14 protein-coding genes and 1 tRNA gene are annotated in these 15,232 nt (G+C 45.9%); 5 read left to right on the top strand and 10 right to left on the bottom strand.

Going from position 1 to position 15,232, the window contains the following annotated elements; all coding sequences use genetic code 11:
- Positions 1-17 precede the first annotated feature (17 nt).
- From glgD to glgB, 3 genes are all read right to left on the bottom strand, one after another.
- Positions 18-1,130 (bottom strand): glucose-1-phosphate adenylyltransferase subunit GlgD, encoded by a 1,113-nt coding sequence (glgD, locus tag R2K26_RS01055; protein WP_176821079.1) that lies wholly within the window; start codon positions 1,128-1,130, stop codon positions 18-20.
- Complete coding sequence (locus R2K26_RS01050; RefSeq protein WP_316518238.1) at positions 1,130-2,338, bottom strand: glucose-1-phosphate adenylyltransferase; 1,209 nt, start codon at positions 2,336-2,338, stop codon at positions 1,130-1,132. Before R2K26_RS01050 ends, glgD begins: the two co-directional genes overlap by 1 nt.
- 80 nt (positions 2,339-2,418) lie before the next feature.
- A complete protein-coding gene (gene glgB / locus R2K26_RS01045; RefSeq protein WP_316518882.1) occupies positions 2,419-4,413 on the bottom strand; it encodes a 1,4-alpha-glucan branching protein GlgB in 1,995 nt (664 codons plus the stop codon).
- 506 nt (positions 4,414-4,919) lie between these two features.
- Here glgB and R2K26_RS01040 point away from each other — a divergent pair.
- A tRNA-Val gene (locus R2K26_RS01040) sits at positions 4,920-4,996 on the top strand.
- Between the two features lie 1,064 nt (positions 4,997-6,060).
- Here R2K26_RS01040 and R2K26_RS01035 read toward each other — a convergent pair.
- Complete coding sequence (locus tag R2K26_RS01035; RefSeq protein ID WP_308450100.1) at positions 6,061-6,324, bottom strand: hypothetical protein; 264 nt, start codon at positions 6,322-6,324, stop codon at positions 6,061-6,063.
- 172 nt (positions 6,325-6,496) lie between these two features.
- Between R2K26_RS01035 and R2K26_RS01030 the strand changes: the two genes are divergently transcribed.
- Genes R2K26_RS01030 through R2K26_RS01020 form a run of 3 tightly spaced genes read left to right on the top strand, consistent with a single transcriptional unit; the run spans position 6,497 to position 7,746 of the window.
- A complete protein-coding gene (locus R2K26_RS01030; RefSeq protein WP_316518236.1) occupies positions 6,497-6,832 on the top strand; it encodes a PadR family transcriptional regulator in 336 nt (111 codons plus the stop codon).
- Positions 6,833-6,848: 16 nt separating this feature from the next.
- The gene (locus R2K26_RS01025; RefSeq protein WP_316518234.1) at positions 6,849-7,277 is read left to right on the top strand and encodes a DUF6120 family protein; all 429 of its coding nucleotides are present in this window, start codon (positions 6,849-6,851) and stop codon (positions 7,275-7,277) included.
- Positions 7,278-7,293: 16 nt separating this feature from the next.
- Positions 7,294-7,746 carry a hypothetical protein gene (locus R2K26_RS01020; protein WP_316518232.1) on the top strand — a complete coding sequence of 151 codons (453 nt, stop codon included), beginning with the start codon at positions 7,294-7,296 and terminating at the stop codon, positions 7,744-7,746.
- Between the two features lie 161 nt (positions 7,747-7,907).
- Here the strand turns inward: R2K26_RS01020 and R2K26_RS01015 are convergent, their stop codons facing one another.
- Genes R2K26_RS01015 through R2K26_RS01000 form a run of 4 tightly spaced genes read right to left on the bottom strand, consistent with a single transcriptional unit; the run spans position 7,908 to position 11,219 of the window.
- A complete protein-coding gene (locus R2K26_RS01015; protein WP_308450096.1) occupies positions 7,908-8,540 on the bottom strand; it encodes an ATP-binding cassette domain-containing protein in 633 nt (210 codons plus the stop codon).
- A 12-nt stretch (positions 8,541-8,552) separates the two neighbouring features.
- A complete protein-coding gene (locus tag R2K26_RS01010; protein WP_316518229.1) occupies positions 8,553-9,398 on the bottom strand; it encodes a hypothetical protein in 846 nt (281 codons plus the stop codon).
- Positions 9,395-10,135 (bottom strand): hypothetical protein, encoded by a 741-nt coding sequence (locus tag R2K26_RS01005; RefSeq protein WP_316518227.1) that lies wholly within the window; start codon positions 10,133-10,135, stop codon positions 9,395-9,397. The genes R2K26_RS01010 and R2K26_RS01005 overlap by 4 nt, the downstream gene beginning before the upstream one ends.
- Before the next feature lies 1 nt (position 10,136).
- A complete protein-coding gene (locus R2K26_RS01000) occupies positions 10,137-11,219 on the bottom strand; it encodes a hypothetical protein (RefSeq protein ID WP_316518226.1) in 1,083 nt (360 codons plus the stop codon).
- 725 nt (positions 11,220-11,944) lie between these two features.
- Between R2K26_RS01000 and R2K26_RS00995 the strand changes: the two genes are divergently transcribed.
- Complete coding sequence (locus R2K26_RS00995; RefSeq protein WP_316518224.1) at positions 11,945-12,832, top strand: tyrosine-type recombinase/integrase; 888 nt, start codon at positions 11,945-11,947, stop codon at positions 12,830-12,832.
- 241 nt (positions 12,833-13,073) lie between these two features.
- On the opposite strand, the gene R2K26_RS00990 is transcribed toward R2K26_RS00995, so the two are convergent.
- Together R2K26_RS00990 and R2K26_RS00985 are read right to left on the bottom strand one after the other, a co-directional pair.
- Positions 13,074-14,687, bottom strand: a complete 1,614-nt coding sequence (locus R2K26_RS00990) for a helix-turn-helix domain-containing protein (protein ID WP_316518222.1) — start codon at positions 14,685-14,687, stop codon at positions 13,074-13,076.
- 37 nt (positions 14,688-14,724) lie between these two features.
- A complete protein-coding gene (locus R2K26_RS00985) occupies positions 14,725-15,231 on the bottom strand; it encodes a hypothetical protein (protein ID WP_316518220.1) in 507 nt (168 codons plus the stop codon).
- Position 15,232: the final 1 nt, after the last annotated feature.

Here is a 15,232-nt window from a genome sequence, read left to right as displayed (position 1 = left end):
TCGTTTCTCGGGGCAGCTTAGACCTTGCTTTCCTTTGCAATGTACACCGGGTAGGTCTGATAGCCCATCAGCGTGCGGTTCTCTTCAATCTCCACGTTCTTGTCCGCCACAACATAATCGAGCCGACTGTTCGCGCCGATGACCGTGTCCTGCATGATAACGCAGTTGCGAACCTTCGCGCCTTTGCCGATCTTCACGCCGCGGAACAGCACACAATTTTCCACTTCACCGTCTATCACGCAGCCGTCTGCAACAAGGCAGTTGGTGGCATACGAATTCAAACCGTATTTCGCCGGCATATCATCGCGCACCTTCGTGTAGATCGGGCGGTTCGGATTGAACAGCTCTGCGCGCACGCGCGGATCCATCAAACCCATGTTAGCGTTAAAGTACGCTTCAAACGAGGAAATTTGATATGCAATGCCCTTAAATTCATAACCCATCACGCGCAGTTCGGGAATTACGCGCTGAACCATATCTTTATCAAAGTCATATTCGTTGCGGCTCATGCATCCTTCAACGAGCTGAAGCAGCAGTTCGCGGCTAAGGATATACATGCCGATGCCGTAATTTACACCGTGCTCGCTTCCGCGGTGCAGAAGCAGCTCGCGAATGCGGTTCTCGGGGTCTACCATATAAATGTTGTTGCGGTCTACGTCCGGCGAAGTGCCATGGCGGTAAATGACCGTGATGTCCGCGTTCTGGCGCACATGCTGCTCCAGTGCCTCGCGGTAATCGATATTGCAGACCATATCGCAATCGGAGAGAATCACATATTCCTCAAGGGAATTTTTCAGGAAGCGGCGAATGGAATCGAGCGATTCGATCTTGCCGTCGGTTCTCGAAGTCGATTTGCCGAACGGCGGCAGCAGGTACAGACCCTCGCGCTTTCTCGAAAGGTCCCATGCCTTGCCGGAGCCGAGGTGGTCCATCAAGGACTGGTAGTTATCCTCCGTGATGATGCCGACCTTGTTGAGGCCGGAGTTCACCATGTTGGAGAGGGTGAAGTCAACCAAACGGTAACGGCCGCCGAACGGCACGGAAGCCATCACGCGCAGCTCCGTCAGGTCGCGTACTCTTTCTTCGTGTGCATAGGCAAAGATGATGCCCAAAACATTATTTCCAAACATTATGCCTGCGCCTCCTTATCGATCATTTCCTTCGGCGCCACAACGGTGCCCTCAGAGAGCTTGCAGTCCGGGCCTACGACCGCCACGCCCCAATCGTCTCTGTTTTCCATGTCCTCCGGGCGTTTACCGATGACGCAGTTCTTGCCGATGACGGCGTTCTCCGCCACGATCGCATACTGCACCTTCGCGCCTTCTTCAATCACAGCGCCCGGCATCACGATGGAGTCCGTCACAGTCGCGGTCGGCGCCACATAAACGCCGTGGAACAATACGGAGAACTCAAGATCGCCGTATACGTTGCAGCCCTCAGCTACGAGTGAGTTCTGCACCTTTGCGCCCTTTGCAATGTAATGCGGCGGCATGACCGGGTTTCTGGAATAAATTTTCCAGTCTTCGCGGGAAAGGTCAAGACCGGTCTTCGGGTTCAAAAGGTCCATATTGGATTCCCACAGGCTGTCAATCGTGCCGACGTCCTTCCAGTAGCCCTCAAAGCGGTACGCAAACATACGCTCGCCTGCGTTCAGCATGGTGGGCAGCACATCCTTACCGAAGTCCTTCGAGGAGTTCGGGTCCTTCTCGTCCGCTTCCAGATACGCGCGCAGCTTCTTCCAGGAGAAGACGTAAATGCCCATGGAAGCCTTGTTGCTCTTCGGCACAGCCGGCTTCTCGTCAAATTCGTAAATAGAGCCGTCCGGGTTCGTGTTCAGAATACCGAAGCGGGAAGCCTCCTCCATCGGCACTTCGTAAACGGCGATGGTGCAGGCCGCATCGTGCTCCTTGTGATACGCAACCATCTTGGAGTAATCCATCTTGTAGATGTGGTCGCCGCTCAGCACAACCACATAATCCGGGTTGTAGCGCTCAATAAACGGTATATTCTGGTAAATGGCATTTGCCGTGCCCTTGTACCAGTCAGAGCCGCTGCTCTGCTCGTACGGCTGCAAAATATGTACGCCGGCGTTCATACTGTCGAGATCCCACGGCTGGCCGGAACCGATGTATTCGTTCAGCTCGAGCGGCTGATACTGTGTCAGAACACCCACGGTCTCAATGCCGGAGTTCACACAGTTGGAAAGCGGAAAGTCGATAATACGGTACTTGCCTCCAAACGGAACAGCCGGCTTTGCGAGGTTCTTGGTAAGAACACCGAGACGGCTGCCACGGCCGCCTGCCAGCAGCATTGCAACTACTTCTTGCTTAGGTAACATGACTGATGATCCCCTCTCTGGTAGATTTCGGGCGTTCCGGCATTTTGCCGCCGCCCGTATATTGTTTCATGTAAAATGAATCAGGCTTTTTTCTTTGCGGCTTTTGTGCCGGCTGCCTTTTTGGCCGCGGGCTTCTTTGCCGTCGTCTTTGTCGTCTTCGCGGCGGGCTTCTTTGCCGCCTTGCGCTTGCAGCGCAGGAAGAATACCGTGTTCTCCGGCAGCGTCAACGAAATGCTCTGCTCAAAGCCGTGCATCGCTTCATCCACGGTGCGTATGTTGTTGCCGTTCGTAAAGCCCGTGCCGCCAAACTCCGCAGCGTCGGAGGTAAACACCTCTTCGTAAACGCCCGCGTACGGCACGCCGATGCAGTAATTCTCGCGGCGGACCGGCAGGAAATTGCACACGGCAATCAGCTCGTTTCCTTCGCGGTCAAAGCGGCGGAACGCAATAACGCTCTGGCTGTCGTCGTCGTTCGAGATCCACGAGAAGCCCTCCCACGAGAAATCGATCTCCCACAGCTCGGAACGGCCGAGGTAGAACGCGTTGAGCTTTTTAAAGAACGTCTGCGCCATCTGGTGCTCAGGGTATTGCAGCAAATTCCACTCGAGTTCTTCGTTAAAGTTCCACTCGTCGTGCTGCGAGAACTCCGTGCCCATAAACTGCAATTTTTTGCCCGGGTGTGCCATCATGTAGGTCGCAAAGCAGCGTACGCCTGCAGCCTTTTCCTCCGGCGTGCCCGGCATCTTATTATAGAGAGAACCCTTGCCGTAAACGACCTCATCGTGCGAGATCGGCAAAATGAAATTCTCGGAGAACGCATAGAAGAACGAGAACGTCAGGCTGTTGTGGTTGCCCTTTCTAAATAGCGGATCCAAAGACATGTAGCGCAACATGTCGTTCATCCAGCCCATGTTCCATTTATAATTGAATCCGAGACCGCCCATGTAAGTCGGCTTCGTCACCATCGGCCACGCGGTGCTTTCTTCGGCAATCATCATGACCTCCGGCACCTCGGCGAAAATCGCCTCGTTCAGTCTTTGTAAGAACGCAATGGCCTCCAGATTTTCCTTGCCGCCGTTCTTATTCGGGATCCACTCGCCGTCCTTGCGGTTGTAGTCAAGGTACAGCATTGAGGCCACAGCGTCCACGCGCAAGCCGTCAATGTGGTATTCCTTCACCCAGAACAGTGCGCTGCTCATCAAAAAGCTGATGACTTCCGTGCGGCCGTAGTCAAACACCAGCGTGCCCCACTCCTTGTGCTCGCCCTTTCTCGGGTCTGCATATTCATAGCACGGCATGCCGTCAAATTTCGCAAGGCCAGCCTCGTCGCGCGGGAAGTGTCCCGGCACCCAGTCCATAATCACGCCGATGCCCGCTTGGTGGCAGCGGTCGATAAAGCGCATAAAGTCCTTCGGCGTGCCGTAGCGGGAGGTCGGCGCAAAGTAGCCCGTCACCTGATAGCCCCAGGAAGCGTCGAACGGGTACTCTGTCAACGGCATCAACTCAATGTGCGTAAAGCCCATTTCCTGCACATACGGGATCAGCTCGTCACCGAGCTTGTCGTAAGAAAATACGCTGCCGTCCGCATATTTGCGCCAGGAGCCTGCGTGCATCTCGTAGATGTTCACCGGCTGGTTATAATGCGGGTATTTTTTCTTGTGCTCAAACCAGCGGCCGTCGTTCCACTTGTACCCCGAAATGTCGTAGTAGCGGGAAGCCGTGCCCGGACGTGTCTCTGCGTGGAACGCATACGGGTCGGACTTATACGTCACCGTGCCGTCCTCCGCCGTAATGACGAGCTTATACGCGTCGAATTCCTTTAAGGGTTCGTCCGTATAGCCCTCCCAAACCGCGTCGTCGATCTTTGTAAGCGGATACTTTTCCGGATCCCATTCACAGAAATCACCGGTAATGGCAACTGCCTGCGCGTTCGGCGCCCATACGCGGCACACGGTGCATGCCTTTCCGTCCTTTATCGTGTTGTGCACACCCATGTATTCGTAGGAATGGCTGTTTTTGCCGCTGCGGAACAAATAAAGCGGAACATTGCCTTCCGGCGCCGTTTTGTTTATCATCTCACTCATACGTCCTGTCCTTTCCATTCGGAACAGCCCGGCAAACGCCGGCGGTGCATGCCATTCTCATTTTTGCACCCGCAGTCCGTCCGAATTTTTTGCCGCACAGCGTCTTATTTTCCTATTTTCCGTGCCGTTCAATTTAATAAAAGACGCTCTGCACCAATTTCTATACTAATAATACCACAACAAGAAAAAAGTTCAAGGGTTTTTAGCTAATTTCTAACAATAACCCATGAAAACTCACTTCGGTTTGTATAGTTTCAATAACTAACCACCGATAAAACCCACATAAAGGCAAGCTTTTCCGCCGCATTTTCGCCCACTTGCGGCGTTCCCCGTGCATTCTGTGTTTTCAGTATACTGCCCCCGCGTTAAATACAGTGTCGGAAAAAGGAAAGTTTACTGAAACTTTCTGTAAATCCCTTCGCAAAAATCACGTCATCCCCAAATTAGCGTTTGACAAATCCCATTTTCTGTGGTAGAATACATAATACAGTTGATATGGAAGCGTAGCTCAGCTGGTTAGAGTGCCTGCTTCACACGCAGGAGGTCCGCGGTTCGAGCCCGCGCGTTTCCACCAAACTTTGTTCTAATGTATGTGCATAGCCTAATAGCAGCTATGCACATCGATTAAAACAAAGAATATTCGTTTTAATAATCCTGATTTTAGCGACCCGTTCTCAAACGCCGTTCCTGAGGCAGATTAGGTTTGTCCAATCCTGTATACCAAGTATTTCCCATTGCAGAGGTGTGCAAATGCACACTGATTTGCGCCGGGTATTCTCGCCTGTGGGTTCATTCGGTTTTCAAGGTGCGAAATCAGAAATAAAAAAGGCTCTCCAGACAAGCATCTGAAAAGCCTTGAAATATCGTTTGGCTTGTGCTATAATCTAACTAAGTGTTAGACATGAAGCACCCCTCTTGTAAAAAACGTCCTATCGGCGTCTTTTCGCGAAGTTTTCAGATGGTCGTACATCTGGAATCGATAAACGATTTGGTAGATCGTTTATCGACCGAGAAGCGTCCGTAGCGGACGTTTTCTTTATTTCTGCCTAAAAGTATAGCACTTCTTTTCCCGCTCGTCAACGCAAAATAAGATTTTTTCTGCATTTTTCAACAAGGTGTCGCGGTTTTGCTCATTACGTAACCCGCCCCGCCTTTTCTCTCGTCTAACAAAAACCGGCAACATTGCCGGTTTTTGCGCTTGACAAAACTTCAGAAGCGTTTATAATTAGAAATAGAAAGAGTGCTGCCGATGAACGGTTAGCCCTCAGTTCAGCTTAAAGAAATGAGCCGAGACCTTGGGCAGGGCGGCTCATCTCTTTTTATGTTTACGATCACGAAACAGTTCGATCAACGCAATAACGACAAGTGCCAACTGGCACAAATCGCTAAAGTTCAGCTCGAGCTTCATAAGCGTCATCCCTCTCTCCGTGTTGGATTGAGGGATTTTTTCATATTCAAGAAATGTTCCCTCACACGGTACACCGAAGTGTATCTGAGGGCTGAACCGTCCACCGTTATGGCAGCACCCGAACCGCTATCACGGTCCTTTAAAATTCTACCAGAAATTCTTTTATCTGGCAAGTTTTATATTCACACAGAAAAAACCGGCAACATTGCCGGTTTTCCTTTATGCATCAACTATTGTATTTTTAGTTCACTGTGGATCAATTTTAAGTCATCGCCTTTTGTCTTAAGAAAGGTGTTTTCTTCGTAAAAAATGAACACGCGTAACTTTACTTCAAAAATATCGGGAATAACATAAAAAAGGCGACTAACTAAAACATCTTCATTTTCGTATACATCGCAATCAACTTTCGGAAACCCAAATATTTCTTCTATTGACCACGCGATTTTTTCTTTTTTCCATTGCAAATATTGTTGATACAATTCTTCCTTAAGCACTATAACTCATCTCCAATCAAGTAAACTTACAATTTCTTCGTTCTTTCAATGAGATTAATCCAATATCATAATAGCATTTCAATTTTTATTTGTCAAATAAATTATTTAAAATAGGTATTGACTTATAAATCGTTTTACTGTAATCTATTACTTGACAGGAGGTATCTCCACTATGGCTATCGATACCATGAAAAAAGGCTCAATCGAAATGCTCACGTTGTTTTTGCTGTGTGAAGAAGACACATACGGCTATCAGCTTGTGCAGAAGATCAAAGAGCGAAGCAAAGGTTTAATCACAGTGCAGGAGGGGTCATTTTATCCGCTTCTGTATCGCTTGGCAGACGATGGGTACATCACCGGTCAGGAGATCGTAACACGCATGAGCACGGGGCGCTCCCGTATGCGTGTGATTTATCATATCGAAAATGCCGGGCGTGAACGGTTAGCATCTTTAAAAAAGGATTACGAAACCGTTCAGCAAGGAATTCATAACATTCTTGATTCTTAAATTGGGGGGATATGGGATGAGCGAAACCGTAAATGTTGTCCACGACTATCTGCGTCGAATAGACAAAGAAATGACGTGTGACAAAAAGAAGAAAAAGCAGTTTTTGCAGCGACTGCAAAATGACATGGAAGATTTTGCTGATAGCGCAACAACTACGCTGACCGAAAATGACTTAGAAAAACATTTCGGCACACCACAAAGCATAGCCGAAAATTTTCTGAGCACTGAACCGTACAATGAAGTAAAACGAACATTTAAGCACCGAAAAGCTGTGCGCGTTTTTGTAATCGCCACAGTTGTATTTGCTCTTGTGTGCGTTTTGGGATATATTCTGTTTGATAACTGGCGGGAACGACAGTTCGAGGATGGGTATATCGTTACAAGACTTTATGAAGAAGTCGAAGGAACGCCGCCTCCAGAGCCGGAAGGCACGAGAGTTTATTAAGAAAAGAGGTAAAAAAATGAAACGTATATTAACAATTATCTGTTGTTTAACACTTTTACTTGGTATTATACCTTTCTGTGTATCTGCATCAGAAACAGCATCGCAGAACATGCAAACAGTCGAATACCTTGAAGACGGCAGTTATATCGTGACAGAGTTAGAAGTAACACCGGCAGTTGCACGAACGGCAAGATCATATACAAAAAAATCCACCTATTACACGGCAAGCAATACAGCGGTTTTTGCAGTCTCGTTGACTGGTAATTTTAATTATACGTACAACGTGAGTTGCACTGCTACAAGCCAGAGTGTTTCTGTTTCTATCTACGATAACTCTGCATCTTATGTTACGAAAACTTCTTCCCGCTCAGGTGCAACCGTATACGGTTCCGGTACAGTTTATTATTTAGGGAAAAACAGAACGCTTTCTTTAAGTATCACCTGCGATAAATACGGTAACATTTCTTAATTTGCGTACAAGGTTTCACTCAAATCCCATATTAAAGGCGGCTACTTTCAGTTGGAAACAGCCGCCTTTCTTTTTTAACATTCTCATATCTATAAACACTCAAAGATTACAGCAAAAACCTGCCTATTCTAAAACAGGCAGGTTTTATCTTGTAGCCTTTATTATTCCAGCACCCCGCCGTCCATCTCGTGCACCGTGTCGCACAGTGCCGCGATGTCCTCGTGGTTGTGGCTCGCAAGCAGGATTGTCTTCCCTTGTGCCTTGAGCTCCAACAGCAGTGCCCGTATATCCTGCACACCGGCGTTATCCAGTCCGTTCATCGGCTCGTCCAAAATGAGAATTTCCGGGTCTTCCATGATTGCCTGCGCAATACCAAGGCGCTGCCGCATGCCGAGCGAGTATTTTCCCACATGCTTGCGGCTTTCGGGGTCAAGCCCCACCGTCTTCAGCACATTCAAAATCTCTTCCTTGCCGATCTTCCGCCGTATGTTCGCCAAAAAGCGCAGATTCTTGTACCCGCTGTAATTCGGCAGAAAGCCCGGCGCTTCAATAATGGCTCCAATGTCCTCCGGCATGTCCACGTCACGTCCCACGCGCTTGCCATTCACGAGGATCACGCCCTCCTCCGGGTGCATCAGACCGCAGATGCACTTAAAAAGCACCGTTTTGCCGGAACCGTTGCGCCCCACAATGCCGTGTATCTTTCCCTTTTCAAACGAGATCGATACGTTCTTCAAAACCACTTGGTCGCGAAAACGCTTCACCACGTTTTGTACTTCAATACAAGTTTCCATAGGAACTTCTCCTTATGATATTATAATATCTTTGTTTCGTATAATCATAAAAGAACATAACCAGAAGATTAAGATTGAAAGGCAAAAAAAAGCAAATGCATATTGAATAGATGGCATACAACTAATTCCTAAAAAATCTAAAGAATCTAAATTAACCCATGAAATTGGAGAAAAATATGTCATCGTATAGCCTGAAGCGTTAGATGAAAGAAATTGAAACAGAACAAACATCGAACCAACGATAGAGCCTATCAATTTACTAAAAGCTAAATTTAATAAAAACACTATGCTACCAAGAAAAATTGCAGCAAGACACGATAAAGTAATCGAAAATACCATTGCATTTTTAGGACTAAAATGTAAAATCAACGCTTTAGAAATTTGAATCGGCAAATCAACTAATTCCGCAGCATTTGTATTCGCAAGCGTATAAAACACCCGGCCCCAATCGTGCAAAGCCACACAATCAAATAAGTTCATTACCATTGTAATAATAACTACAAATAGAACATACGAAATAGATATTATAATCGTGTATAATAATTGACCGAACATCCATACAGTACGACCACATCGCAAAAAAAGCAAATAAGCATTCTCCTCAATGTACGGTGCATCGCAAAATAATAAAACCAGGAGTAAAAATAGCACCAAAACACAATTTCGGTTTGCCATTATAAAAGGAAAGAGCCAAGGTGTTATCGGTTCTCCTGCTATCAATATATACTGATGCAGCGCATCCCCAATCATTAACAAATATAGTATTGTAATAATTCCAACAATAAATATTCGTGAATCCGAGAGCAATCGACGCACACCATATAGAAAGACATGGTATATATTAAGCAAATTATTCATTCCATACTCCTATTCGCTTCCATTATAAATAACGCACTGGAAGCTACTATAACTATTACAAAAACTACCAAAGAAGTCGCGGTACCAAGTGTTTCCCCTCTTATCAATAAAGCAATATCGAGCCATTGAGGTAGCCCCAGTATCCGGCATAAACGCAACCACAAATAATATAGAATAATCGGGGAAAATAAAATAATAAGTATATTTTTAGTTCGGGATGATATATACAACGCCATACTCGAAAATGCAGATGCAGATATTGATTTAATAAAACTTTTTCTAAATATATATTCCAATACACTACATCCATACAACGATAAAACCTGTTCAGAAAACTCATCTGTTGTAAAAGGATAGCGCATTTCCAACGCACATATAAATAAAAAATCGCCGATCAAAGAAACTGATATTGCCGTAAATACTGTTATTACTACCTTTGATAGTAGATATGCTATTTTACCAGAACGCAACAAAACATTTCTCTGATAATTTTCGTTTTTATCAACTCTAAAAAGAATTGTTCCCGGTAAAACAGATAACAAGAGATACAATGTTTCGATGCCCATTATACCTGAAATCATATATAAATAAGCTACGCAATTAGCTGAACCTAAAAGCATATCCCAGTACACACTCAGAAAATTAAAGAAAGCAACTCCTAAAACAGCAAATACAAATCGCTTAGTGCAATAGCTACGATATGCATCTTGTATAAAAGTGCTAAATAATTTTTGCATATTACTCCTCCGAAATTTCTAATCCCGTTTGAGCATCGATCATATATGAAAATTCATAAGAATAGGCGGTGTCATTTGATGACCTCATTGTGTCATCCCCTTCCGCAAATACAACTGCTTTCCACGCCGGATAGAAGAGTACCTCTTTATGTGCCGTATCAGCAAACTGAGGATAATATCCTAGCGCTATACTTTTAATTGTATACTGTTCTGATACAATCAACTGACCAAGCTGCCTTTCTATTTCCTCTTTCGCTTGATTCTCGGTCATAATTTCTTTCTTTTCGAGTTCTTCAACTATATTTATACTATTTGAAACAACAAGCAATTGTAACCCGTTTTCTGTAACTATTGAAATTATTTCTTCTCCAGTTATCATAGTGCCTTTTTCAGAGCTTCCATGAACATCTGTAAAAACTTTTTTATCATTCAGCTTCGGTACAGCATATAAGAAATAGCAGTCTTTCCATCCATCTAAATTCTCATTGCCACCAAATTTATCTATCATAACTTTTTCTTTTTCCTTGAGTGTTTCAGAATCAAGATTATAGCAATTCACCAAATAATTGTTTTTCAATCCAATAGCCTGTAATATTTTATAAAAGTCTTGTAAAACTTCATTATGGCTCTTGAAGTTTAAGTCTCCATCTTTTTCAAACTGATTTGCGTTATACATCTGATCGGTTTCATTATATCGAAAAACTTGTAAAACAGGTAAAACTTCTTTTACATCTGAACTTAAATATGAAACCATACCTTCATCTACTGTAACTGTACATTTTTCATCTGTAACAATATATCCTGTCTCTTTCGGTCCCACTCCATACTGTGTAATTTTATTTTCACTAAGTTTGAAAGCACTATTTATAACATCTTCAGAAAATATGGAAGTAACTCCTTTAAACACCGACATTGATAAATTCACATTATCCTTTAGTATTGGTTGCGAACTGACAAATTCTTTTCCAGAGCTAATATCTTTGGATTCACTAGTAATATTCAAACTATTTGTACTTTCTGTTGTTCTACATGAAGCCAGTAAAATCAACACACACAGTATAAGCAGTAATCTAATTTGTTTCATAATAAGCTCCTTTATTGATAGGAGTGAAGCAAAATTAAATTTTGCTTCACTCCGGCATCATCTATTACGGCTCCCAGTTCAATGTCAAAGCTGCATACTGATATGGATTGCTGTCGGCATATTGCGCTGCGCATTTGTACGAATAGCCAAATACTCCATATCCGGAATAATACAAGGGTGTAAAATTACCCGCATATCTCGTTTCAACTAATGAAGACGCATATACATTATTTGTATCTCGGGCTCGAGCATAAACCAACTCTGTCCCTTGACTCCACGCATCAGAAACATTTTTATCGGGTTGGATATTAACCTTAAAATAATTTTGTGTATTCAATTTTACACAAGCATTTGTAAGATAAGCTCCTTGATTTTTGTACACACGTATCGTGTCTGTCCAAGCATACGCGCTCGCAGACATGGAAAACGCAGAAACCGCCATTTAGCAAGCTGCCACACCGGCTATAAGCCTTTTCTTTAACATACAATTGCCTCCTTAAATTATGTAGATTTTGCAAGGAATGTGTCGACCCATCCCTTAATTCATGGTCATAATATCACATAAAATTACAGTTGTCAATATAATTTATGAAAAATAGGTAACAGCATTTGCTTAAATCAATCAAAAATTTACTTTTTCATTGCCGGTTTTTGTTTTTCTTTCCTTTCACTGCTAAACTGAATTAACCCTAACGGGAATTTTAATCTAACAGGAGAGGTTTACAATGGAAAGAAAAGTCTGCACCATCGGAGAATGGCTGGATGTTTGGTATGAGGTATACGCCGTGCCGGAATATGCCTCGAAAACGCTCGAAATCTACCGAGATGCCCGAAAGAGGTTATCGCGGCGTTTCCCGGAAATCGAAAGCACGCTGCTCACAGAGCTGCTGCCGGTCACATTTCAAAAAGCCTTGAACGACCTATCAAAGAAGTACGCAAAATCATCTTTACGGCATATCAAGTCGCTTTATAACTTGGCCTACCAAACCGCGATTGAGAATCACCAGTGTACGGAAAACCCGATCAATGGTGTCACCGTCCCCAAAAAAGCCTCGGAAAAAGTCATCAACGGGCTATCACGCGAAGAACAGCAAGCGTTTGAAGAAGCTGCAAAGCAACTCACGATTCGAGATCAGTTCATTCTGCAAACCTTTCTTCTGACCGGCCTGCGGCGCGGAGAGCTGCAAAACCTGCGCTGGCAGGACTGGGATAAAAAAGCCAAGGTTCTGCGCGTTGAAAAAAGCAAAACAAAGAACGGCATTCGCAGCGTGCCGGTGATTCCCGAAGTCGCCCTTATGCTCACACATCTGCAAGGCTGGGCTAAGCGCTGCAGCTCTAACCGATACATATTCGGCGATGCAGAACCGGTAAGCGCCGGTCACTTACGGCACATTTGCCTGTACACTTCAAAGTGCGCCGGAATTCGCCGCGTATCGCCGCACATGCTGCGCCATACCTTCGCGACCCGAATGATTGAAAACGGCTCGGATGCAAAAAGCCTTGCTCTTATCATTGGCCACTCCAACCCGGCCTTTACACTCCGTCGGTACGTCCACCCGGATCCGGTATCCCTTTATGAACAGATGTGTCGGCTTTCATCACAAAGACCGTAAACCGGCAATGTTGCCGCTTTTGAGTTTATAAGGAACCGTTCTCTAAAACAGAAAATGACCATACAAGAGTAAAAATGCTACTGTATGGTCATTTTTATCAGGTAATCTTTCTAAATATGCAAAAGATATAGGTGTTTATAATTAACTGCCGCACTTCAAAATGTAAAAAGCGTACCTGACAGCACAAAAGCGGCAATATTGCCGCTTTTGCCGCTGCTGCATCCTCACTGCTTTCACCTTGTTAATGAAGATCTCCTGTTTCCGAATTCGGCAACATTGCCGCTTTTTGATTTCTCTCTGCGGCAAGGGCACGTGCCTGCACAAACGGCAGCTTACCGCGCATTAAGTGCTGCTTTTCTCGCCCGGTAAGTTGTTCCGAGAGCTGCTTATAAATGCGCACCGTGCGTTCGGAAACGCCGAGAAGCTGCATCAACCGCGTCTGTAAACCGCCTTTGATTTCACCTGCGTTCTTCATGCCTTTCAGCAGCTTGTAGTAATTCTCGTAGAGTTGAAGCCGGATACGCGGACTTTCTGCCGCCTGCTGCCTGCGTCGAATCTCCCGGCGGCGCCGTTCACGAGGATCACGTATCTGCCGTTTGATTTTGTAAACAAAGCACGGGATTTTCGTCCAGTGCAGACACTCTCTCAGATACCAAAACCGATACGCCCCCAGAAATACACGGTATCGACCGTCTGCTTCAAGTGTCACACCGATGGGATATTGCAGTAACTCCATCACGTCCGGCTTAGAAAGCTTCGAGTTTTCAACGGCGTGATAGCTTACCTCACCGGGCATATCGCTCCTGTCTGCGTCTATGAGATGCACACGCCCTATCGGCGGCTTTAATTCTTCTCGCGTGCTGCCTATCGCGTAAACACGACGGTACTGCTCGGCTATATTGTCCTCCACCCACTCCTTGCGTAAGATTTTCACAAGATATAGATGTTCCTTGCACGGAACCAATGCCCACCTTTCGCTTTTTAGCGGCATGTCCTCCGGCACACGCCAGCACAGCTCTTTTCCCGGCATACGGGACTGCTTGTACTGTGGTTTTGCATAAATGATCTCTGTCATGATATTCCTTTCCTCACCGCAAATCTCCACTTTTGCACACTTATACTTGCGGTATAGTTGATTCTTTCTGTTTACTTTATTCTTCCTGTAAACTCTAAATACCGTATACCCCTTCTCCTTAACCAGGCATAAAAACTGTAGCTGGGGGTAAGGGTTCATAGGGGTGTCACATTTGACTATGGGGGTATTCAAAGAAGAAAGCAGCACGAGTAAAATACGGCGCAAAAGCAAAAGTTCCGCCGGTTTGTACCGACGGAAACGATTGAAGCTCTGCCCCTTATTGCCCATAAAACTGCGATCTTCCGCACGCACACAAAGGATTCCCTTATCGCGCAAGGCTGCCACGAGGCGCGAAATAGAGCGCATAGAGCATCCGCACGCATCGGCAAGGCTGCGACGGGAAATCGCCCAGCTATCCTCACCGATTTGCAGCATGATCTGGCTGTATACCTTCACTTCACGGTGGCGCAACTTCTCTACATCATCCATATCTGCGCGATATTTGAGCCCCTTTGTGTTTAGAACGCGGTATGTATTGCTACGCTGACGGCCGTTCTCATCAAAACGCGGCTTGACCTCCACTAAGCCTTCACGCGTTAGCTCGCGCAAAGCGCGTGCATAGGTTGATTCACTGATTCCGAGCGCCTCGCAGGTCTTTCGTTTGCTCCAAAAGGATACCCCCTCCTTATCCGCGTGCGCCTGTAAAAAAGCCAACAGCTTTACGCTGCGAGGGGTAAGGCTGCTGATATTAAGGTCTAATGTCGCGTAAAAGTCGTTCATCGGTCTTACTCCTCCATTCTATTTAATTATCTTAAAGTTATTCTGCTGGTGCAGGTGTGGTTGTTTCCGCCACGCTCTCCGGTGCAGGCTCGGGTGTGGGTTCCGGTGTCGGCTCCGGAGTAACCTCGGGCACTTGCGCTACGGCCGACTGCGGAATATAGAAATACGTGCCATCCGGCAGCACAGCGTAGTAAAGCTCTCCGCAAACGCCGGACACGACCATGTTCGTCCCGGCTTCGAGTGTCCCGTCTGCCTCTGCATCTGGGACAGGCAGCCAGTAATACGGCGCTGCCTCTACGTTATACGCGTTGAACTCGCTGATCGGGCTCACCACATAGACCACCGGCTCCGGCGTTGCAGTCGATTCCGGCGTAGCCGTGGGTTTTGGCGTTGCTGCGGCTTTGGTCTCCAATGCCTCTATGCGTGTCTGCGCCTCCTGCAGATCACCGGTCATTGTGTTGATACGCACGATCTGTGAAATCAGCACAGCGATTACAAGTGCAATAGTCGTAACGATTCCAATAAAAGCCTGTTTGATTGTCATA

The organism is Neglectibacter sp. CSJ-5 (genome assembly GCF_032490475.1).
Lineage (GTDB): Bacteria > Bacillota > Clostridia > Oscillospirales > Acutalibacteraceae > Hominenteromicrobium > Hominenteromicrobium mulieris.
Note: the sequence above shows the minus strand (reverse complement) of the source record. Positions and strands in the feature narration are given on the sequence as shown.